This window comes from Caenimonas koreensis DSM 17982 (assembly GCF_009646335.1).
GTDB classification, from domain to species: Bacteria; Pseudomonadota; Gammaproteobacteria; order Burkholderiales; family Burkholderiaceae_C; genus Ramlibacter; species Ramlibacter koreensis.
Genome location: NZ_WJBU01000001.1, coordinates 318385 through 337562 on the forward strand (window position 1 = coordinate 318385; position 19178 = coordinate 337562).

The window sequence follows — 19178 nt, forward strand, 5'->3', positions numbered from 1 at the left end:
ACTCCCATGAAGAAGCTGCTCACCCTTTCCCTCGTCGCGTTCGCAGCCCTCACGGCGGCAACGGCGCAAGCGCAAGACACCAAGCTGGCCATCGGCATTTCAGGCTGGACCGGCTTTGCGCCGCTCACGCTCGCCAATGAGGCGGGCATCTTCAAGAAGCACGGCCTGGACGTGAGCATCAAGAAGATTCCGCAAAAAGATCGTCACCTTGCGATTGCTTCGGGCGACGTGCAGTGCGCCGCCACCACGGTGGAAACCTGGGTCGTGTGGAACGCCAACGGCGTTGCGACCACACAGATCTTCCAGCTCGACAAGAGCTACGGCGCTGACGGCATGGTTGTGAAGCCCGGCATCGCGAAGATCAGCGACCTCAAGGGCAAGACAGTGGCCGCGAGTGCTCCCGGCACGGCGCCCTACTTCACGCTGGCATGGATGCTCAAGAAGAACGGCCTCTCGCCCAAGGACGTGAAGGTGGTGAACCTCGAGCCGCAAGCCGCCGCCAACGCGATGATCGCGGGCACCGCCGACCTGGATGCGGCCATGACGTACGAGCCGTACCTCTCGGCTGTTCGCGCCAAGCCGGAAGCCGGCAAGATCATCGCGACTACGCTGGACTACCCGATGGTGATGGACACCTTCGGCTGCACGCCGAAGTTCCTCACGGAGAACCCCAAGGCTGCGAAGGCGCTGGCCGACAGCTACTTCGAGGCGGTGGAGATGATCAAGACCAACCCCGCCAAGAGCTACGAAATCATGGGCGCCGACGTGAAGCAGACTGGCGAGGCCTTCGGCAAGTCAGCCGCCTTCCTGCGCTGGCAGGACAAGGCCGCAAACCAGAAGTTCTTCGCCGGTGAGCACGCTGCGTTCAGCAAGGAAGCTGCGGACCTGCTGATGGAGGCCGGCATCATCAAGGCGCTGCCGGACATGAGCAAGCTGGCAGACACGCGCTTCATTCAATAAACATGAGCCCCCACGCTTGCCTGGCGGCTGCGCTGCCCCCCGAGGGGGCCGCGTCCGCCTTGCGGCGGCCCATCGAATGAGACCGCTCCAACCTGTGGCCCCCGGCGCGCGCATCGCGCTGGGCGTGGGCTTCTTCATCGTCTTCTTCCTCGTGTGGGCGGGCTTCACGCTGGGCGGCTTCGTGTCGAAGACGTTCCTGGCTGACCCGATCACGATGGTGAAGTCGGGCTGGGACTTGCTGGTGAATCAGGGCTTTGCCAAAGACATCGGCATGACGGTGTGGCGCGTGCTGGGTGGCTTTGCCATCGCCGCCGTGCTCGCTATTCCGCTGGGCGTGCTCATGGGCGCGTACAAACCGGTGGAAGCGTTCTTCGAGCCGTTCGTGAGCTTCGCGCGCTACCTGCCTGCGTCGGCATTCATTCCGCTGCTGATCCTGTGGGCAGGCATTGGCGAGGCGCAAAAACTCGCGGTGATTTTCATCGGCTCGTTCTTCCAGCTCGTATTGATGATTGCGGTGAGCGTGGGCAACACGCGGCGCGATCTGGTCGAGGCGGCCTATACGCTGGGCGCGAGCGACCGCGGCATCGTCAACCGTGTGCTGCTGCCGTCGAGCGCGCCGGAAATTGCGGAGACGCTGCGCATGGTGCTGGGCTGGGCCTGGACGTACGTGATCGTGGCGGAGCTGATCGGCGCGTCGAGCGGAATTGGCCACATGATCACGGACAGCCAGGCGCTGCTCGCGACCGACCAGATCATCTTCGGCATCATCGTGATCGGCCTCATCGGGCTGGCGAGCGACTTCGCTTTCAAGGCGTTCAACCGCAAGCTGTTTCCGTGGGCACAGCTGGGTCGATGACGCCATGAGCATTCTGGACATCAGCGGTGTTTCCAAAACCTTCCCGGGCGGCACGGTCGCCCTGCAAGCCACTGACTTGCGTGTGGAAGAAAACGACTTCATCACCATCCTCGGCCCGTCGGGCTGTGGCAAGAGCACGCTGCTGCGCATGGTGGCGGGGCTGGACACGCCGACGTCGGGCACCATCGAACTCGACGGCCGCCAGGTGAGCGGCCCCGGCGCTGACCGCGGCATGGTCTTCCAGAGCTACACGCTGTTCCCGTGGCTCACGGTGCTGCAAAACGTGTGCTTCGGCCTGCGCGAGAAGGGCTTGCCGCTGGCCGGGCAACACGCCGTGGCGATGGAGTTCCTCGCCAAGGTGGGGCTCAAGGGGTTCGAGTCGCACTTCCCCAAACAGTTGTCCGGCGGCATGCAGCAGCGCACGGCACTGGCACGCGCGCTGGCCAACAACCCGCGCATCCTGCTCATGGACGAACCCTTCGGCGCGCTCGACCACCAGACGCGTGAGCTGATGCAAGAGCTGCTGCAGGGCATCTGGGAGGCGGAGCGCAAGACGGTGCTGTTCGTCACACACGATATCGACGAGGCGATCTTCATGGGCAACCGCGTCGTGGTCATGAGCGCACGCCCCGGCCGCATCAAGTGCGACTTGCAGGTGCCGATCGAGCATCCGCGGCACTACTCGGTCAAGACAGCACCTGCTTTCATCGATCTCAAGGCGCGCCTGACCGAAGAGATTCGCGTGGAAGTGCGCCGGGCTGCGGGCCTTGCGGACACGGCCGGCAGCATCAGCATTTGACGCAGCCGGACGGTCGCGCGTCTCCTACAAATAGCTCGGCATGAGGCCGACGGCTGAGCGCCGCGCCTGTTTGCAGAATTTCTTTCATGCGATGCCGGACACAACGGCTCGCCGCCTATGAAAGGAAACGCGTATGAGTAGTGGAAACAACGAACACAAGGAGCAGCACGGATCCCAGGAGACGGCTGCCAGCCAGCATGAGACGCAGGACGCGGGACGCTCCGGCGAAGGCGCTGCCAGCGCCATGGCACACCTGATCTCCCAGGGCCAGCAACACCGTCACCAGACTGGCGAAGCGGATGACGCTGCCGGGGGGCGCCGCCAATGACCAAGGAGCCGCACACACCCGAAGACCACCCCGCCGTCACGCCGCCTGCTCTGCCGGGCGAAGGCCGCACTGGCACTGGCGCGGACACCGCCTTTCTGGAGATGCTGAGAAAGCGCCGGATGACGGTCAACCGCGACGCCAACTCCGACGCGGCCGAAGTGCCCCCTAGCGGCAAGTGAACTTTGCCAGCCAGCAGCCTTGAAGCTGCAGCAAAAAAAGCGCCGGAATCCCGGCGCTTTTTTTCGTGGGCCGACTGCCTTCAGCGGGCGAATGCGGGGCTCGGCAGCCGCACCGACGGGACATGCTGGCGCAATTGCGACAGCTTGCGCGCGATGCCGCCACGCACGGGCTTGGCGACCGGCGTCGTGCGCGAAGCTGCCATTCGCATCCATGCAGCGCGCATTGCGGGCAGCGCCTGCTCGTAGCTCAGGCGCGAATCGCCCTTGATGCGCATCCAGTTGGAGCAAAGCGCCTTCTCCGCGTCGTCGAAGCTGCCGCCGTATTGCGCAAAGCCGACATAGCCAACGCAGTAGGCAGGCGCATAGTCCTCGAAATCAAAGCCCGGCGTGAAGTAGCTTTCGGTGTGAAAGGCGTCTTCCCAATACATGTCTTCCAGTTGCGGCTCGACTCGGCCGGCCACCGTCACAGGCGCCTCTTCCTGAAGGCTTTCGAACTGCTGGACATCCTTGCTCATGGTCTCGCTCCGGTGAGTTGTTTGGTGCGCAGATCGTCGGTGCAAGGATTCAATGTGTGCGTAGGACGAAATCGGATTGATCGTGTGGGATTCCATCCGGTGTCGCATTTGCGGCTGAATGACCCGGCTGGCGCCGCGATACTGAGGCCCCAAGGAGACTGACATGGACATTCAAGGCAAAGTGGCGATCGTCACGGGTGGTGCAAGCGGCATTGGCGCTGCGATGGCAAAGCGGCTGGCCGCTGAAGGCGCGCGCGGCGTGTACGTGGCGGACATCAATGCCGAACGCGCCGAGGGCGTGGCACGCGAGATCGGGCCGGTGGCCATCGCGATGGGCTGCGACGTGAGCCGCGAAGAAGACATCCAGGCGCTGGTCGCAGCCGCCCAGAAAAAGTTCGGCCAGGTCGATATCTTCATGTCCAACGCAGGCATCTTGGGCCGCATGGGTGGCATCGAACTGGAAGACGCGCTGTGGGACAAGATGTGGCAAGTCCATGGCATGGCGCACGTGTGGGCAGCACGCGCCGTCGTGCCTGGCATGGTCGAGCGCGGTGAAGGCTACTTCGTCGTGACAGCATCCGCGGCGGGGCTGCTCAATATCGTCGAGAGCGCGCCTTACGGTGTGACCAAGCACGCGGCCGTCGCATTTGCCGAATGGCTTCGCATTGCTTATGGCCGCAAGGGTGTGCGTGTGTCGTGCCTGTGTCCGCAGTCGGTCGAGACAGACATGACCAAGGGCGGCACGGGTTCAGCAGGCGTGAACGGTGTGTTGAGCGCCGACCAGGTCGCCAGCGACGTGGTTGACACGATGCGCGAAGAGCGGTTCCTGGTGCTGCCGCACCCTGAGGTCGCGCAGTACTTCCTGAACAAGGCGCAGGACTACGACCGGTGGCTCGGTGGCATGCAGAAGCTGTATGCGCACCACTCGAACCCGGCCTGAGCCGCGATTGCGCGGCGGGCGGTATCAGCGGCCGAGCAGGCCCACGACGCCAATGATGATCAGGTAGATCGCAACGATGTAGTTGAGCAAGCGCGGCATCACAAGGATGAGCACGCCAGCGAGCAAGGCGGCAACAGGGCCGATGTGGGGAACGATATTCATGCGGGTCTTCCTTGTTATGTGAAGCCCGACTATGAAGTCAGCAAAGCGCGCCGGCTGTAGGCGCGCTTCGCTTCAACGCTGCACGCCTGGCGCGACTATTTGATGCGCACCGCAATGCGCCCGCGCACTTGCCCGGCCATCAACTGCTGCGCCGCCTCAATCGCACCAGACAGCGGCACTTCGGTCGTGATCTCGTCGAGCTTGGCCGCATCGAGATCAACGGCGAGGCGGCTCCACGCCTGCTCGCGCAACGCCAGCGGCGCCATCACGCTATCGACACCCAGCAACGCCACACCGCGCAGGATGAAAGGCATCACCGTCGCCGGGAAGTCAAAACCCTGCGCCAATCCGCACGCCGCAACAGCGCCGCCATAGCGCGTTTGCGCGCAGGCGTTCACGAGCGTGTGGCTGCCCACGGCATCGACCACTGCCGCCCAGCGCTCTTTCTGCAGGGGCTTGCCGGGTGCGGACAGCTCGTTGCGATCGATGATCGACGCAGCGCCCAGCGACTTGAGGTAGCCCTCCTCGCTCGCCTTGCCAGTTGCGGCCACCACGGTGTAGCCCAGCCTGGAGAGCAGCGCGATAGCCGTTGAGCCGACACCACCCGTCGCACCGGTCACGAGCACTTCGCCGTCGCCGGGCTTCACGCCATGCCGCTCGAGCGCGAGCACGCAGAGCATGGCGGTGTACCCAGCCGTGCCGATCGCCATGGCCTGCTTTGCGCTGAAGCGCTCGGGGCGGCGAATCAGCCACTGGCTCTTCAGGCGCGCGCGGCCAGCGAGACAACCCTTGTGCGTCTCGCCCACGCCGAAGCCGTTCAGCACGACCTGGTCGCCCGGCTTCCACAGCGGTGAATCGCTGGCCGTGACGGTGCCGGAGCCATCGATGCCGGCAACCATGGGCCAGCTGCGCACGACGGGCGACTTGTTGGTGATGGCCAGGCCATCCTTGAAGTTGATCGTGGAGTAGTCGATGTCGACGGTGACATCGCCCTCGGGCAAAAAGCTGTCGTCGACTTCGCGCAGGCAGGCGCTGAAGTCGGGGTTCTTTTCAAGAACGAGTGCTTGATACATGGACATCAACCGGGTTGGGGGCCGTCATAGCCTTCGACCACCAGGATGTCGCCGACCGCGACAGGCGCACCACGGAATTTCATCGCCGCCTGGTAGTCCGCCGAGCGATAGCAGTCGAGCGCGGCCTGGTAGCTGGGGAACTCGATCACGACATTGCGCGCACGCGCCTGCCCTTCCATCAACTCGAACTGGCCGCCGCGCACCAGGAACTTCGCGCCGTAGGCCGCGAACGGCTTGGCGTTGGCCGCCACGTATTGCTTGTATCCCTCAAGATCCGCGACGTCCACGCGGCCTATCCAGTAGCCCTTGGTCATGCCTTGCTCCTTGGTTGGTATGCGTACCATTCTAGGAGGGAGGCTTGACCTCCACATCGGTCACGTCATCAGCCGCGCCCGGCGCACGAGTTCCACGGCCCGCAAGCGGTGCGCGCTTCATCACGCTGTTGAAACCACCGCGCGGATCAACGCGCATCACGAACGGTGCGGCGCGCTGGCCCGTCAGGCGCGCCCACGCGCTGCGCACGATCCAGAGCGCGACGAGCAATACAAATGCAATGGCGAGGCTGGCCGCAAAGACCAGCCCCGCCAGCAGCAGCAGGACGCGGAGCACGAAGCCCAAGAGCGTATTCATGCGGGCAGTGTAGAGCCCATCAAGCTTCCAGTTCTTCCGGCATGGGCCGGCTGTCACCGAACTTGAACACGCCCGGTGCAAGCACCGGATCCACGTCAACCGGAATCACGCTCTTGGGCGGGAAGCGCCCTTCGAGGATCAGCTTCGACAGAGGGTTCTCGACGCGCTGCTGGATCGCACGTTTGAGCGGCCGCGCACCAAACACCGGGTCGAACCCCACCTTGGCCAGTTCGGCCAGCGCTGCGGGCGACACCTTCAGGTGCAGGTCCATCTTCGCCAGGCGCGCTTCCAGCGTCTTGAGCTGGATGCCTGCGATCTTCGCGATCTGCGGCGCGTCGAGGCCGTGGAACACCACTGTCTCGTCGATGCGGTTGAGGAACTCGGGGCGGAAGTGCTCCTTGAGCACATCCCACACCGCATCCTTCACGTCTTCATACGGCTTGCCGACCATCGCCTGGATCATGTGCGAGCCGATGTTGCTCGTCATCACGATCACGGTGTTCTTGAAGTCCACGGTACGGCCCTGACCGTCGGTCAGGCGGCCATCGTCGAGCACTTGCAGCAGCACGTTGAAGACGTCTTTGTGGGCCTTCTCGATCTCGTCGAGCAGGATCACGCTGTACGGCTTGCGGCGCACGGCTTCGGTGAGATAGCCGCCCTCTTCGTAGCCGACATAGCCGGGCGGCGCGCCGATCAGGCGCGCGACCGAATGCTTCTCCATGAACTCGCTCATGTCGATGCGGACCAGGTGCTCTTCGCTGTCGAAGAGGAACATCGCCAGCGCCTTGCACAGCTCGGTCTTGCCGACGCCCGTGGGCCCCAGGAACAGGAACGAGCCTGTGGGGCGGTTCGGGTCCGACAGGCCCGAGCGAGAGCGGCGGATGGCGTTGGCCACAGCACCAATCGCTTCGTCCTGGCCGATCACGCGCTGGTGCAGCTTGTCTTCCATCTGCAGCAGCTTCTCGCGCTCGCCTTGCATCAGCTTGGACACAGGGATGCCGGTGGCACGCGCCACCACTTCCGCGATTTCTTCGGCGCCGACCATCGTGCGCAGCAACTGCGGGCGGCCACCATCTTTCGCGCTCTTGGCCTTGCCGGCTTCAGCGGCTTGCGCGCTGCTCAAACGTTTTTCAAGCTCGGGCAGCTTGCCGTACTGCAGCTCGGCGACCTTGTTGAAATCGCCCTTGCGGGTGAACTCCTCGATCTCGCGGCGCAGCTTGTCGATCTCTTCCTTGACTTGGGCTGAGCCTTGCGCGGTGGCCTTTTCGGCCTTCCAGATTTCATCGAGATCGGCGATCTCTTTTTGCAGCCGCTCGATCTCTTCCTTGATGAGGGCCAGGCGCTTTTTGGACGCGTCGTCTTTCTCGCGCTTGACGGCTTCGGCCTCGATCTGCAGCTGGATCAGCCGGCGGTCGAGCTTGTCCATCACCTCGGGCTTGGAGTCGAGCTCGATCTTGATCTTGGACGCCGCCTCGTCGATGAGGTCAATCGCCTTGTCGGGCAGGAAGCGGTCGGTGATGTAGCGGTGCGAGAGTTCTGCCGCGGCAACGATGGCCGGGTCGGTGATCTCCACGCCATGGTGAACTTCGTACTTTTCCTGCAGGCCGCGCAGGATGGCAATGGTGGCCTCAACCGTCGGCTCGCCCACGAGAATCTTCTGGAAGCGGCGCTCCAGCGCTGCGTCTTTCTCGATGTACTTGCGGTATTCATTGAGCGTCGTCGCGCCCACGCAATGCAGCTCGCCACGCGCGAGCGCGGGCTTGAGCATGTTGCCCGCGTCCATGGCGCCTTCGGCCTTGCCTGCGCCCACCATGGTGTGCAGCTCGTCGATGAAAACGATGGTCTGGCCCTGGTCTTTGGCGAGTTCGTTCAGCACGGTCTTCAGGCGCTCTTCGAATTCACCGCGGAACTTTGCGCCGGCGAGCAGCGCCGCCATGTCGAGCGACAGCACGCGCTTGTTCTTGAGCGAATCAGGCACTTCGCCAGCGACGATGCGCTGCGCGAGGCCTTCGACAATCGCCGTCTTGCCCACGCCCGGCTCACCAATGAGCACAGGGTTGTTCTTGGTGCGGCGCTGCAGGATCTGGATGGTGCGGCGGATCTCGTCGTCGCGGCCGATCACCGGGTCGAGCTTGCCCTGGCGCGCGCGCTCGGTCAGGTCCATGCAGTACTTCTTGAGCGCCTCACGCTGGCCTTCGGCCTGCGGGTTATCGACGCTCTGGCCGCCGCGCACGGTGTCGATCGCGCTTTCGAGCGACTTGCGCGACAGGCCGTTTTCACGCGCGATGCGGCCGATGTCCTGCTTCGTGTCGGCAATGGCCAGCAAGGCGAGTTCGCCGGCGACGAACTGGTCGCCGCGCTTGATCGATTCCTTCTCTGCTGCCTGCAGGATGGCGCCAAGATCGCGGCTGCCTTGCACCTGGTCCTGGCCCTCGACCTTGGGCAGGCGGTGCACGGCGGACTCGGCCGCAGCCAGCAGCCCGGGCACGTTGACGCCGGCGCGTTGCAACAGGGCCGTAGGCCCGTCTTCCTGGCGCAGCATGGCCACGAGCAGGTGCACGGGCTCGATGTAGGCGTTGTCGTTGCCCAGCGCGAGCGTCTGCGCTTCGCCGAGGGCTTCCTGGAATTTGGTGGTGAGTTTGTCTAGTCGCATGTTTCGGACCTCCGATAGCCTCGCAGGTTAGGCCCTGCAGACCCGATTTCAAGACCGGCCCGGCCAGCGATGCGCACAGCGCTTGACTAGAATCAAGTGCATGAGGATCCACCAGCTCTCTGTCACCTACCTGGCTGAACAGGACCGCATCCTCGCGCGCATCAACACCGATGCCTCGCAAGAGATGCGGCTGTGGCTGACGCGCCGGCTCATGCTCGGGCTGTGGCCTCTGCTCAACAAGCTGGTGACCACGCACCTGCTCAAGCTGGAGCCGGCGGGCAGCACGCTGGAGACTGCCGATGACGACCTGAAGCAGATGCTCACCGAATTCCGCAAGGAAGAGTTTTTGAAGCAGGCCGACTTCGACACGCCCTACCAGGACAACCAGCAGCAGCTGCCGCTCGGCGAAGACCCGCTGCTGGTGACTGATGTGGACGTCTCGCCTTTGCCGACCGGGCGCTTGCGCATGAGCTTCAATGAACGCCTGGTGGTAGGTGTGGAGCCGCGCAGCTTCACGATGGAGATGGAGCCGCAGCTGATGCAGGGCCTGATGCACCTGCTGGAGCTGGCCCTTGCGCGCTCGCAGTGGCGCGAAGCATTTGGCACGCCAGTGGCCGTCGAAGAGACCGTGGCTGCTGACGACGAGTCGGCGCGCAAGCCGCGTTACCTGAACTAGGGCCCGCAGGGCACTAGCCCTTCATCGCCTCCAGCGAGAAACCCGCCACCCGCTTGTACTCGTCGGACATCCGGCGAAGTTCGTCCTGGCTGATCACCTCGTCGATATGCGCGAAGGGCTGGCCGCCACTCAACGCATCGACACGGATATTGATGAAATCGGGCGGCACGGTACGGTTGGTTTCCACGATCTTGGCCGTCGCAGGCAAACGCAGGGCTTCGTAGCGCTTGAGGGCCTGCGCGCTATCGCCGCCTTCAGCCAGCAAGTGCGTCAACGTGCGCGCATCGATGATCGCCTGCGCCGAGCCATTCGAGCCGCGCGGATACATCGGGTGCGCCGCATCGCCCAGCAGTGTCACGCGGCCAAACGTCCACTGCGCGACCGGGTCTTTGTCCACCATCGGGTATTCGAAGATGTTGTCAGCACCTTCGATCAGCGCGGGCACGTCGAGCCAGTCGTAGCGCCAGTCCTTGAAGATCTCCACGAAGTCGCCGGCACGCCCGGCCTGGTTCCAGTCGTTCATCGGCTGGCCTTCGCGCTTGATTTCGGCCACCCAGTTCACCAGCTGGTTGCCGCGGCCATCCACGTTGTCGGCAATGGGGTAGATCACCATCTTGCCGGTGTCGATGGAGCCGATGCGCAGGTAGCTCTTGCCGGTGAGGATGGGCGGGTGCACGGTGACGCCGCGCCAGGTATTGATGCCGCCAAACGCCAGTTGCTCGTCAGGATAGAACTGCCGGCGCACGGCGGAGTTGACGCCGTCGCAGGCGATGACGATGCCGGCACGCGCGATGCTGCGCGCCTTGCCGCCGGCATCGTGGAAGTGCAGCGTGACGCCTTCGTCGTCCTGCTCCAGTCTCGCAAAGCGGTGGTCCAGATGCAGGTGCGCGTCGCCGATGCGCTGGCGCGTGGCCTCGTACAGGATGGCGTGGAGCTTGCCGCGTGGAATGCCGATCTCGGGTATTGAATAGCCGCCGTGGCGCCCGCGCGGCTCGCGATAGATGTACTGGCCCCAGCGGTTGAAGAACACGCTCTCGAGGTTTTCAATGCCGGCCGCTTCGATCTGCGGCTGCAGCCCGAGCGCGGCGAGCTCGCGCATCGCGTGCGGCAACAGCGTGATGCCAACACCGATCTCGCGAACCTCGGGCACGGCTTCATACACGTCGCACGCCATGCCGCGCGCATGCAGCGCGAGGGCCAGGCTCAAGCCCCCGATGCCGCCGCCAATGATTGCGATGCTCATGTCATTCCGCCGTGATGCCCTGCACCTTGATCAGCCTGGCCCAGCGCTCCGCGTCCTGCTCGACGAGCTTGCGGAATTCATCGGGCGTGCTGGTCGCGGGATCCATGCCTTGCGTTTCGAAAGCGGTGCGTACATCCGGCGCGGCCAGGATTTCCCTGATGTCCTGGTTCAGGCGCGCGACCATCTCTGGCGGCGTGCCGGCAGGCGCGAAGATGCCGTACCACATGTCGACGTTGACGTTGCCCGCGCGCGCCTGCTCGAGCGTGGGCACGTCGGGCAACAGCGCGTGGCGCTTGTTGCTGCCAATCGCCAGCGCCACCAGCTTGCCCGCCTTCACGTGCGGGAGCGCCACGTGAATGGGCAGGAACATCACACCGACCTGGCCGCCGAGCAGGTCCGTCACGGCTGGGCCGGTGCCGCGATAAGGAATGTGCGTGAGGAAGACGCCCGCCGTGGACTTGAGCAGCTCCATCGACAAATGGTGCGGCGTGCCGACGCCCGGGCTTGCGTAGTTGATCGCGCCGGGTCGCTTCTTCGCCGCGTCGACAAGATCGCCGGCCGTCTTGAAGCCGGTCTGCGGATGGGCTACCAGAATCAGCTGGCCCCAGCTGGTCAGTGACACAGGCACCAGGTCCTTGACCGGATCAAACGCGAGCTTGGGATACAGGCTGCGGTTCATCACCAGCGTGTTCACGCTCACCAGCAGCGTCGAGCCATTGGGCGCGGAGCGCACCACCGCCTCCGCCCCGATGTTGCCGGAGGCGCCGGCGCGGTTGTCGACAACCACGGGCCTGCCGAGCCGCTCGGCCAGGCGCGGCCCCACCGTGCGCGCGATCAGGTCGATCCCCGTGCCGGGAGTGAACGGCACGATGAGCCGGATCGTGCCCGCAGGCGGCGCGGAAGCCGTCTGGGCGAGCGCATGGGCCCCCGTCAGGCACAGTGCTACCGCAAGAATCGCAAGGCGCGCGCGGGTCGAATTCATGGTGTGACGCTGCTGTAGTTGGTATGCTAACCATTATCGAGTGCCCTCGGGTGCAGGCACAATCCCGTGTATTCCCCGAACGCCTTGCGCCCCCAGCCGTGCCTCAACCGACTCCTGCCACCGCCTCTTCCATGCCTGCGTCCAAGACCACCGCGACGCTGGCCCGACTGTACGCACGCCCCGGCTTCCTTCTCAGGCGCGCCCACCAGATTTCGGCTGCCGTGTTTGAAGACGAGTGCCGCTCGCTGGCGCTCACGCCGGCGCAGTTTGGCGTGCTGACGGTACTCAAGTCGCATCCGGGCCTGGGCCAGTCCAGCCTGGCTCGCGCGCTGGGTTTCGACAAAGTCACCGTGCTGCGCGTATTGCGGGGCCTGGAAGCGCGGGGGTTCGTTGCCCGCGAGCCGGCGCCCGACAACAAGCGCAACGTGTCGGTCGCACTGACGCCAGGCGGGCTCGATGTGCTGACGCAGGCTCAAAAGCCCGCCGAACGCGCTTACAAACGCCTGCTGGCGCCGCTTTCGAAAACGCAGCAAGAAGAGCTTGTGGTCCTGCTGCAATTGCTCACGGGCGAGCTGGAAGACGACGCCCGCGCTGCATTCGTGCCGCCCGGCGGCCGCTGAGCTTGTTCAGGCATTCGGCCTGGAGATGCCCCACTTGGCCAGCGCTGCATCGTCGCTGGCGCGGGCATCGACCCAGCGTGAGCCTTCAGGCGTGACTTCCTTCTTCCAGAAAGGCGCCTGCGTCTTCAGGTAGTCCATCAGGAATTCGCAGGCCTTGAAGCTCTCGCCGCGGTGGGCCGATGTAACGGCCACCATCACGATCTGGTCGAGCGGCTGCAAGAGGCCAATGCGATGGATCACGCGCGCGGCGAAGATGTCGAAGCGGCGGTGGGCCTCGTCGATCATGTCTTCGATGGCCTGCTCCGTCATGCCGGGGTAGTGTTCCAGCTCCATCGAGCTCACGCTGGCGCCGTCATTGCGGTCACGCACCGTGCCGATGAAGGCGCACACGGCACCCACACGCTTGTCTTCGCTGCGCAGCGCGGCGACTTCCGCTGCCAGGTCGAAGTCTTCGGGCTGGACGCGAACGCGCATGTCAGCCGCCTGTGACGGGGGGAAAGAAGCCGACTTCGCAGCCTTCGCGCAGCAGCGCGGCGTCATCGGCCATGACTTTGTCGAGCGAGGCGCGCACCGACTTGCCGGGCGCGAGCGCCTGCGCGAAGGCACCGCCGCGTGTGATCAGCTCAGCGCGCAAGGCGCCGATGCTTTGCGCGGATGTTTCGGCAAGTTCGCTGCCGCTGCCGACAGCCTCGCGGATTGATGCGAAATAGCGAATGCTGATCTTCATGCGAGCAGCTCTGAAAACGGCAGGAACCGCACGGCATCGCCGTGGGCAACGGTCTGGCCAGGCGCGACGTCCACCAGCCCGTCGCCCCAGACCATGGAGGTGAGCACGCCCGAGCCTTGGTTGGTGAAGAGTTCGAGCCCGCCCTGCGCATCGAGCCGCGCGCGCAGGAACTCGCGTCGCTTGTCCGAGCGCGGCCATGCAAAGTGCGCCGGGACCATCACGGCATTGACGTGCAGCTTCGACGCGCCCTGCAGCTTCAGCAGGAACGGCCGCACGAGCAGCAGGAAGGTGACAAAGCTGGAGACCGGGTTGCCTGGAAGGCCGATGAAATGCGCAGCGCCCACCGTGCCGTACGCAAAGGGTTTGCCGGGCTTGACGGCGATCTGCCACAGGTCGAGCGAGCCAAGCGCCTGGACCGCGGGCTTGACGTGGTCTTCTTCGCCGACGGAGACGCCGCCGCTGGTGAGAATGAGGTCGTGTTGCTGCGACGCTTCGCGCAAGGCATTGACGGTCGCATCGAGCCGGTCGGGCACGATGCCCATGTCGGTCACGTCGCAGCCCAGGCCCTTGAGCAGCGAGCGCAGGAAGAAGCGGTTGGAGTTGTAGATGGTGCCCGGCTTCATGTTTTCGGGCGCGACCGTACCCGGCATCACGAGCTCATCGCCCGTCGAGAACAACGCGACACGCGGCCTGCGCGCAACTTCCAGCGACGCCATGCCCACGCCTGCGGCCATGCCCAGCGATGCAGCATGCAGGCGCTCGCCGGCAGCCAGCACCACGGCGCCGCGCATGACGTCTTCGCCGCTGCGGCGGATGAATTGCGCAGGAATCGGCAGGCGATTGACTCGCACGAGCTGATCGCCGGCGGCCTCGGTGTCTTCCTGCATGACCACGGCGTCCGCGCCTTCGGGAATGACAGCGCCGGTGAAGATGCGCGCGACGCTGCCGGGCGCGAGCGCAGAAGGCGTGCTGCCCGCTGCGATGCGCTGGCTCACGGGCAGCATCACGCCTTCTTCGGTGACGTCGGCCCGGCGCACTGCATAGCCGTCCATCGCGCTGTTGTCTTGCGGGGGAATCTGCAGGGCCGACACCAGGTCGCGGGCGAGCACGCGGCCATCGGCATCGAACGTGGACACGGTCTCGGTGCCGGCCATTCGCGTTGCGTGCCCCAGCAATTCGGCCAGCGCGTCATCGAGCGGGCGAAGCGGGGAACGCGGTGCTGTCACTTGTAGATCTCCGGGTCGTAATCAAATCGCTGGCCATTGTCCACGAGCCATTGCGCGAGCGTGTCGGGCTGGTTCAGATCCAGGATGGGCCGCGCGGTTTCTGCGGGCAATGCTGCGGGCGAGTCGGTGGCAATCGCAACAATGAAGTCATCATCAGGGTAGTTGGCCGGGTGGCCAGCAGCCGCGCGCCAGACTTCGATCTTCAACACGTCGCTGTGCTTGAAGCCTTCGACCAGCACCCAATCGACGCCGTCGTACAGCTCGGCGATGAGTTCGTGCACCGTCAGCTGCGAGGCCTGCTCGAACTCGCGCATCAGGGCCAGCCGCTTGTCGGACGCGACAACGACTTCAAAGGCGCCCGCCTCGCGATGGCGATACGTGTCCTTGCCCGGATGATCGATGTCGAATTTATGGTGCGCGTGCTTGACGACCGAGACGCGCAAGCCGCGCGCCTTCAACGCTGGAATCAAGCTTGCCAGCAACTGGGTTTTGCCAGCGCCGGAGTAGCCGGCAAAGCCCACGACTTTCATTGGGGCCTCACGCGCAATGCGCCTCGATGAAGCTCTTCACGACCTGCACGTCGGCGGGCAGCACGGTGACGCGGCGCGGCAGCGCTTCGATGTTGGCAAAACCAGCCGGCCGCTGCGGCTCGTGGCCGAGCGCCTCCACGATGGTGGCGGCGAACTTGATCGGCAATGCGGTCTCCAGCACGATCATCGGCACGCCGGGTGTGAGGTGCTCGCGCGCTACCTTGACGCCGTCAGCGGTGTGCGTGTCGATCGTCACGCCGAAACGCTTGAACGTATCGCGGATGGTCGCAACGCGATCGGCGTGGGTGCTGCTGCCGCTCACAAAGCCGAAGCGCGCGCGGATTTGTGCGAACGCGGGGTCGCGACTCAGGTCGAACTGTCCCGACGCGGCGATCTGGTCGGCGAAGAGCGACTTCAGGCGGGGCGCATCGCGGCCGACGAGGTCGAAGACAAATCGCTCGAAGTTGCTTGCCTTGCTGATGTCCATCGACGGGCTCGATGTCTCGTGCGTGTCGGCAGCGGTGCGCACACGATAGACGCCTGTGCGGAAGAACTCGTCGAGCACGTTGTTCTCGTTGGTGGCGAGCACAAGCGTGTCGATGGGCAGGCCCATCATGCGCGCGACATGGCCGGCGCAGATGTTGCCGAAATTGCCCGATGGCACGGTGAAGCTGACCTTGGACGCGGCGTTGGCCTGCCTGGTCGCCTGGAAGTACCCCGCAAAGTAATAGACCACCTGCGCCACCAGGCGCGCCCAGTTGATCGAATTCACCGTGCCGATGCGGTACTTGCGCTTGAACTCGAGATCGTTCGAGACGGCCTTGACGATGTCCTGGCAATCGTCGAACACGCCGTCGAGGGCAAGGTTATGGATGTTGGCGTCTTGCAGGCTGAACATCTGCGCCTGCTGGAAGGGGCTCATGCGGCCGTTGGGCGACGTCATGAAGACGCGCACGCCCTTCTTGCCGCGCATCGCGTATTCAGCTGCACTGCCTGTGTCACCCGATGTGGCGCCGAGGATGTTCAACTCTTCACCGCGGCGCGCGAGTTCGTACTCGAACAGGTTGCCCAGCAACTGCATCGCCATGTCTTTGAAGGCGAGCGTCGGGCCGTTGGAAAGCGCTTCGAGATAGAAGCCTTCATCAAGTCGCTTGAGCGGAACGATCTCTTTCGTGCCGAAGACTTCCTGCGTGTAAGTCTTGCGGCAGATCGCCTTCAGGTCATCAGCCGGGACGTCGTCGATGTAGAGCGACAGGATTTCGAACGCGAGCTCGTGATACGGCAGGTCACGCCACTTCGCGAGCGTGGCCGCGTCGATCTGTGGATAGGACTCGGGCAAGTAGAGCCCGCCATCGGGCGCAAGGCCTTCGAGCAGGATCTCGCAAAAGCGCTTGCGGTCTGGATGACCGCGCGTGGACAGATAAAGCATCATTGCCCGCCCAGCCGCCCGAAGGGCAATGACGGCCCCCTAGGGGGGCAGGGAACGGAGTGAACGTGGGGGCTCATTTACGCGAGTTCTTCCTTGCGGATACGCGTGATGGGTGCGAGTACCGTGGGCAGCGCTTGCATCTGCGCAAGCACATCATTCATCGTGCCTTCGCGCACATCGTGCGTCAGGATGATGAGGTCGGTCTGCTTCTCGCCCTCACCTGCTTCACGCTGCAAAACGGCATCGATGCTGACGCCCGCATTCGCGAGCAGGCCGGTGACCTTGGCAAGCACGCCCGGTTCATCGGCCACGCGCAGGCGCAGGTAGTAGCTCGTCACCACTTCGCTGATTGGCAGGATGATCGCGTCGCTCATCGACTCGGGCTGGAACGCCAGGTGCGGCACGCGATGTGCGGCATCGGCCGTGTGCAGGCGCGTGATATCCACGAGGTCTGCAATCACGGCGCTGGCTGTCGGCTCGCTGCCGGCGCCCTTGCCGTAGTACAGCGTCGTGCCGACGGCATCGCCTTGCACCACCACGGCGTTCATCGCGCCCTCGACATTTGCGATGAGGCGGCGCGTCGGGATCAGTGACGGATGCACGCGCAGCTCGATGCCCTTCGGCGTTCTCTTGGTGATGCCCAGCAGCTTGATTCGGTAGCCGAGTTGCTCGGCGTACTTGATGTCTTGCGCCGCCAGCTTGGTGATGCCTTCGACATAGGCCTTGTCGAACTGCACCGGCACGCCGAATGCGATGGCCGACATGATCGTCGCCTTGTGCGCAGCGTCGACGCCTTCGATGTCGAACGTTGGATCGGCTTCGGCGTACCCCAGGCGCTGCGCATCCTTGAGTGCTGTCGCGAAGTCGATGCCCTTGTCGCGCATCTCCGAGAGGATGAAGTTCGTCGTGCCGTTGATGATGCCGGCAATCCACTCGATGCTATTGGCGGTGAGGCCTTCGCGCAGTGCCTTGATGATGGGGATGCCCCCCGCGACTGCTGCTTCGAACGCGACCATCACACCGCGCTTGTGGGCGGCCGCGAAAATTTCTGTGCCGTGCACGGCCAGCAGAGCCTTGTTGGCAGTGACGACGTGCTTGCCCGCGTCGATTGCTTCCATCACCAGTTGCCGAGCGATGCCGTAACCGCCGATCAGCTCAACAACGATGTCGATGTCGGGGTTGGAGATGATTGCGCGTGCATCGGATACAACTTTGGCGCCGTTGCCAACAACCGATGTGGCGCGCGCGGTGTCCAGGTCGGCCACCATCGTGATCTCGATGCCGCGGCCTGCGCGCCGCTTGATCTCTTCCTGGTTTCGTTTGAGGACGTTGAATACCCCGCTGCCCACGGTGCCCGCACCGAGAAGGCCTACCTGAATCGCTTTCATGTGGTCGTACGTTTCCTGTAACTGTCGAGAAATTTTGCGATGCGCGAGATGGCTTCGCGCAGATCGTCTTCATGCGGGAGAAACACGATGCGGAAATGGTCTGGCGCTGCCCAGTTGAAGCCCGTGCCCTGCACGAGCATCACCCGCGTGGCTTCGAGCAGTTCAAGGAAGAACTGCCTGTCGTCGACGATCGGGTACATCTTCGGGTCGAGCCGCGGGAACATGTAGAGCGCTGCTTGCGGCTTGACGCATGTCACGCCAGGGATGGCGGTGATCAACTCATAAGCCAGGTCGCGCTGGCGGCGCAGCCGGCCCCCCTCGCAGATCAGGTCGTTGATGCTCTGGTAGCCGCCAAGCGCTGTCTGGATCGCGAATTGGCCCGGCACATTGGCGCACAGCCGCATGTTGGAGAGCATCGTCAGGCCCTCGATGTAGTCGGCTGCCGCGCGCTTGTCACCCGAGACGACGAGCCAGCCCGCGCGATAGCCACATGAGCGGTAGCTCTTGGACAGCGAGTTGAAGGTGAGCGTCAGCACGTCTTCGCTGAGGCTGCCGATCGGCGTGTGGCGGGCACCGTCAAAGAGCACCTTGTCGTACACCTCGTCAGCAAAAATCACAAGGCCGTGCTCACGCGCGATGGCGACGATGCCCAGCAGCAAGTCGTCGGAATAGAGCGCGCCCGTCGGGTTGTTCGGGTTGATGACGACGATGCCCTTGGTGGCCGGCGTGATCTTGCGGCGGATGTCATCCAGGTCGGGCATCCAGCCATTGGCTTCATCGCACAGGTAGTGAACGGGCTTGCCGCCCGAGAGGCTGGTTGCGGCGGTCCAGAGAGGATAGTCAGGTGCGGGCAACAGCAGTTCGTCACCGTTGTCGAGCAATGCGTTGGTGGCCATCGCGATCAGTTCGCTGGCGCCGTTGCCCAGGTAGATGTCGTCGAGCGTGACGCCCTTGATCCCCTGCTTCTGGGTCTCGTGCATGACGGCCTTGCGCGCCGCGAAGATGCCCTTGCTGTCGGAGTAGCCAGAGGCATTTGACAGGTTGCGCGCCATGTCCTGCTGGATCTCCTCGGGCGCATCGAAGCCGAACACGGCGAGGTTGCCAATGTTGAGCCTGATGATCTTGTGGCCCTCTTCCTCCATGCGACGCGCGGCGTCCATGATGGGACCACGGATGTCGTACAGGACGTTCGCGAGCTTGGCTGACTTGTGGACCGTTTTCAATGCCCCTCCGGACCGTTTGTGAGAGTGGGAAAACGTACA

At 64.2% G+C, this 19178-nt stretch carries 23 protein-coding genes; 8 read left to right on the forward strand and 15 right to left on the reverse strand.

Annotated elements, in window-relative coordinates; all coding sequences use genetic code 11:
* Positions 1-6 precede the first annotated feature (6 nt).
* From GHT07_RS01435 to GHT07_RS01455, 5 genes are all read left to right on the forward strand, one after another.
* The gene (locus GHT07_RS01435; protein WP_153583264.1) at positions 7-960 is read left to right on the forward strand and encodes an ABC transporter substrate-binding protein; all 954 of its coding nucleotides are present in this window, start codon (positions 7-9) and stop codon (positions 958-960) included.
* Between the two features lie 76 nt (positions 961-1036).
* Positions 1037-1816 (forward strand): ABC transporter permease, encoded by a 780-nt coding sequence (locus GHT07_RS01440; protein ID WP_153583265.1) that lies wholly within the window; start codon positions 1037-1039, stop codon positions 1814-1816.
* 4 nt (positions 1817-1820) lie between these two features.
* The gene (locus GHT07_RS01445) at positions 1821-2615 is read left to right on the forward strand and encodes an ABC transporter ATP-binding protein (RefSeq protein WP_153583266.1); all 795 of its coding nucleotides are present in this window, start codon (positions 1821-1823) and stop codon (positions 2613-2615) included.
* A gap of 133 nt (positions 2616-2748) precedes the next feature.
* A complete protein-coding gene (locus GHT07_RS01450; RefSeq protein ID WP_153583267.1) occupies positions 2749-2943 on the forward strand; it encodes a hypothetical protein in 195 nt (64 codons plus the stop codon).
* Positions 2940-3122 carry a hypothetical protein gene (locus tag GHT07_RS01455; protein ID WP_153583268.1) on the forward strand — a complete coding sequence of 61 codons (183 nt, stop codon included), beginning with the start codon at positions 2940-2942 and terminating at the stop codon, positions 3120-3122. The genes GHT07_RS01450 and GHT07_RS01455 overlap by 4 nt, the downstream gene beginning before the upstream one ends.
* An 80-nt stretch (positions 3123-3202) precedes the next feature.
* On the opposite strand, the gene GHT07_RS01460 is transcribed toward GHT07_RS01455, so the two are convergent.
* Positions 3203-3637: a hypothetical protein gene (locus GHT07_RS01460; RefSeq protein WP_153583269.1), complete on the reverse strand. Its 435-nt coding sequence runs from the start codon at positions 3635-3637 to the stop codon at positions 3203-3205.
* 163 nt (positions 3638-3800) lie between these two features.
* Between GHT07_RS01460 and GHT07_RS01465 the strand changes: the two genes are divergently transcribed.
* Positions 3801-4577 (forward strand): SDR family oxidoreductase, encoded by a 777-nt coding sequence (locus GHT07_RS01465; protein WP_153583270.1) that lies wholly within the window; start codon positions 3801-3803, stop codon positions 4575-4577.
* A gap of 24 nt (positions 4578-4601) precedes the next feature.
* Here GHT07_RS01465 and GHT07_RS01470 read toward each other — a convergent pair whose 3' ends face one another.
* The 5 genes from GHT07_RS01470 to clpB form a co-directional block, all read right to left on the reverse strand.
* On the reverse strand, positions 4602-4739 hold the full coding sequence (locus GHT07_RS01470; protein ID WP_153583271.1) for a DUF3096 domain-containing protein: 138 nt from the start codon (positions 4737-4739) through the stop codon (positions 4602-4604).
* 95 nt (positions 4740-4834) lie between these two features.
* Entirely contained in the window at positions 4835-5812 is a 978-nt protein-coding gene (gene acuI, locus GHT07_RS01475) for an acrylyl-CoA reductase (NADPH) (protein ID WP_153583376.1), read from the reverse strand.
* A 5-nt stretch (positions 5813-5817) separates the two neighbouring features.
* The gene (locus GHT07_RS01480) at positions 5818-6126 is read right to left on the reverse strand and encodes a DUF1330 domain-containing protein (RefSeq protein WP_153583272.1); all 309 of its coding nucleotides are present in this window, start codon (positions 6124-6126) and stop codon (positions 5818-5820) included.
* A 31-nt stretch (positions 6127-6157) separates the two neighbouring features.
* A complete protein-coding gene (locus tag GHT07_RS01485; protein WP_153583273.1) occupies positions 6158-6442 on the reverse strand; it encodes a hypothetical protein in 285 nt (94 codons plus the stop codon).
* A 19-nt stretch (positions 6443-6461) separates the two neighbouring features.
* Positions 6462-9095 carry an ATP-dependent chaperone ClpB gene (gene clpB, locus GHT07_RS01490; protein ID WP_153583274.1) on the reverse strand — a complete coding sequence of 878 codons (2634 nt, stop codon included), beginning with the start codon at positions 9093-9095 and terminating at the stop codon, positions 6462-6464.
* 100 nt (positions 9096-9195) lie between these two features.
* On the opposite strand from clpB, the gene GHT07_RS01495 reads away from it, so the two are divergent.
* On the forward strand, positions 9196-9771 hold the full coding sequence (locus tag GHT07_RS01495; RefSeq protein WP_153583275.1) for a hypothetical protein: 576 nt from the start codon (positions 9196-9198) through the stop codon (positions 9769-9771).
* A 13-nt stretch (positions 9772-9784) separates the two neighbouring features.
* Here the strand turns inward: GHT07_RS01495 and GHT07_RS01500 are convergent, their stop codons facing one another.
* Complete coding sequence (locus GHT07_RS01500; RefSeq protein WP_153583276.1) at positions 9785-11014, reverse strand: flavin-dependent oxidoreductase; 1230 nt, start codon at positions 11012-11014, stop codon at positions 9785-9787.
* Between the two features lies 1 nt (position 11015).
* Positions 11016-11996 carry a tripartite tricarboxylate transporter substrate binding protein gene (locus GHT07_RS01505; protein WP_153583277.1) on the reverse strand — a complete coding sequence of 327 codons (981 nt, stop codon included), beginning with the start codon at positions 11994-11996 and terminating at the stop codon, positions 11016-11018.
* 131 nt (positions 11997-12127) lie between these two features.
* Here GHT07_RS01505 and GHT07_RS01510 point away from each other — a divergent pair, with 131 nt between their 5' ends.
* Positions 12128-12616, forward strand: coding sequence for a MarR family winged helix-turn-helix transcriptional regulator (locus GHT07_RS01510; RefSeq protein ID WP_153583278.1), 489 nt, complete (start codon positions 12128-12130; stop codon positions 12614-12616).
* Positions 12617-12622: 6 nt separating this feature from the next.
* On the opposite strand, the gene moaE is transcribed toward GHT07_RS01510, so the two are convergent.
* The 7 genes from moaE to GHT07_RS01545 all read right to left on the reverse strand — a co-directional run bounded on the left by moaE (position 12623) and on the right by GHT07_RS01545 (position 19139).
* Complete coding sequence (moaE, locus tag GHT07_RS01515; RefSeq protein WP_153583279.1) at positions 12623-13090, reverse strand: molybdopterin synthase catalytic subunit MoaE; 468 nt, start codon at positions 13088-13090, stop codon at positions 12623-12625.
* 1 nt (position 13091) lies between these two features.
* Complete coding sequence (locus tag GHT07_RS01520; RefSeq protein WP_153583280.1) at positions 13092-13343, reverse strand: MoaD/ThiS family protein; 252 nt, start codon at positions 13341-13343, stop codon at positions 13092-13094.
* On the reverse strand, positions 13340-14569 hold the full coding sequence (locus tag GHT07_RS01525) for a molybdopterin molybdotransferase MoeA (RefSeq protein WP_323740728.1): 1230 nt from the start codon (positions 14567-14569) through the stop codon (positions 13340-13342). Before GHT07_RS01525 ends, GHT07_RS01520 begins: the two co-directional genes overlap by 4 nt.
* A complete protein-coding gene (gene mobB / locus GHT07_RS01530; protein WP_153583281.1) occupies positions 14566-15099 on the reverse strand; it encodes a molybdopterin-guanine dinucleotide biosynthesis protein B in 534 nt (177 codons plus the stop codon). Before mobB ends, GHT07_RS01525 begins: the two co-directional genes overlap by 4 nt.
* A 7-nt stretch (positions 15100-15106) precedes the next feature.
* Entirely contained in the window at positions 15107-16528 is a 1422-nt protein-coding gene (gene thrC, locus GHT07_RS01535) for a threonine synthase (RefSeq protein WP_153583378.1), read from the reverse strand.
* A gap of 77 nt (positions 16529-16605) precedes the next feature.
* Positions 16606-17916: a homoserine dehydrogenase gene (locus tag GHT07_RS01540; protein ID WP_153583282.1), complete on the reverse strand. Its 1311-nt coding sequence runs from the start codon at positions 17914-17916 to the stop codon at positions 16606-16608.
* Positions 17913-19139, reverse strand: a complete 1227-nt coding sequence (locus tag GHT07_RS01545; protein WP_153583283.1) for a pyridoxal phosphate-dependent aminotransferase — start codon at positions 19137-19139, stop codon at positions 17913-17915. Before GHT07_RS01545 ends, GHT07_RS01540 begins: the two co-directional genes overlap by 4 nt.
* Positions 19140-19178: the final 39 nt, after the last annotated feature.

Coding starts and splice junctions, on each gene's coding strand:
- GHT07_RS01435 (WP_153583264.1), top strand. CDS start 7: ATGAAGAAGCTGCTCACCCTTTCCCTCGTCGCGTTCGCAGCCCTCACG.
- GHT07_RS01440 (WP_153583265.1), top strand. CDS start 1,037: ATGAGACCGCTCCAACCTGTGGCCCCCGGCGCGCGCATCGCGCTGGGC.
- GHT07_RS01445 (WP_153583266.1), top strand. CDS start 1,821: ATGAGCATTCTGGACATCAGCGGTGTTTCCAAAACCTTCCCGGGCGGC.
- GHT07_RS01450 (WP_153583267.1), top strand. CDS start 2,749: ATGAGTAGTGGAAACAACGAACACAAGGAGCAGCACGGATCCCAGGAG.
- GHT07_RS01455 (WP_153583268.1), top strand. CDS start 2,940: ATGACCAAGGAGCCGCACACACCCGAAGACCACCCCGCCGTCACGCCG.
- GHT07_RS01460 (WP_153583269.1), bottom strand. CDS start 3,637: ATGAGCAAGGATGTCCAGCAGTTCGAAAGCCTTCAGGAAGAGGCGCCT.
- GHT07_RS01465 (WP_153583270.1), top strand. CDS start 3,801: ATGGACATTCAAGGCAAAGTGGCGATCGTCACGGGTGGTGCAAGCGGC.
- GHT07_RS01470 (WP_153583271.1), bottom strand. CDS start 4,739: ATGAATATCGTTCCCCACATCGGCCCTGTTGCCGCCTTGCTCGCTGGC.
- acuI (WP_153583376.1), bottom strand. CDS start 5,812: ATGTATCAAGCACTCGTTCTTGAAAAGAACCCCGACTTCAGCGCCTGC.
- GHT07_RS01480 (WP_153583272.1), bottom strand. CDS start 6,126: ATGACCAAGGGCTACTGGATAGGCCGCGTGGACGTCGCGGATCTTGAG.
- GHT07_RS01485 (WP_153583273.1), bottom strand. CDS start 6,442: ATGAATACGCTCTTGGGCTTCGTGCTCCGCGTCCTGCTGCTGCTGGCG.
- clpB (WP_153583274.1), bottom strand. CDS start 9,095: ATGCGACTAGACAAACTCACCACCAAATTCCAGGAAGCCCTCGGCGAA.
- GHT07_RS01495 (WP_153583275.1), top strand. CDS start 9,196: ATGAGGATCCACCAGCTCTCTGTCACCTACCTGGCTGAACAGGACCGC.
- GHT07_RS01500 (WP_153583276.1), bottom strand. CDS start 11,014: ATGAGCATCGCAATCATTGGCGGCGGCATCGGGGGCTTGAGCCTGGCC.
- GHT07_RS01505 (WP_153583277.1), bottom strand. CDS start 11,996: ATGAATTCGACCCGCGCGCGCCTTGCGATTCTTGCGGTAGCACTGTGC.
- GHT07_RS01510 (WP_153583278.1), top strand. CDS start 12,128: ATGCCTGCGTCCAAGACCACCGCGACGCTGGCCCGACTGTACGCACGC.
- moaE (WP_153583279.1), bottom strand. CDS start 13,090: ATGCGCGTTCGCGTCCAGCCCGAAGACTTCGACCTGGCAGCGGAAGTC.
- GHT07_RS01520 (WP_153583280.1), bottom strand. CDS start 13,343: ATGAAGATCAGCATTCGCTATTTCGCATCAATCCGCGAGGCTGTCGGC.
- mobB (WP_153583281.1), bottom strand. CDS start 15,099: ATGAAAGTCGTGGGCTTTGCCGGCTACTCCGGCGCTGGCAAAACCCAG.
- thrC (WP_153583378.1), bottom strand. CDS start 16,528: ATGCTTTATCTGTCCACGCGCGGTCATCCAGACCGCAAGCGCTTTTGC.
- GHT07_RS01540 (WP_153583282.1), bottom strand. CDS start 17,916: ATGAAAGCGATTCAGGTAGGCCTTCTCGGTGCGGGCACCGTGGGCAGC.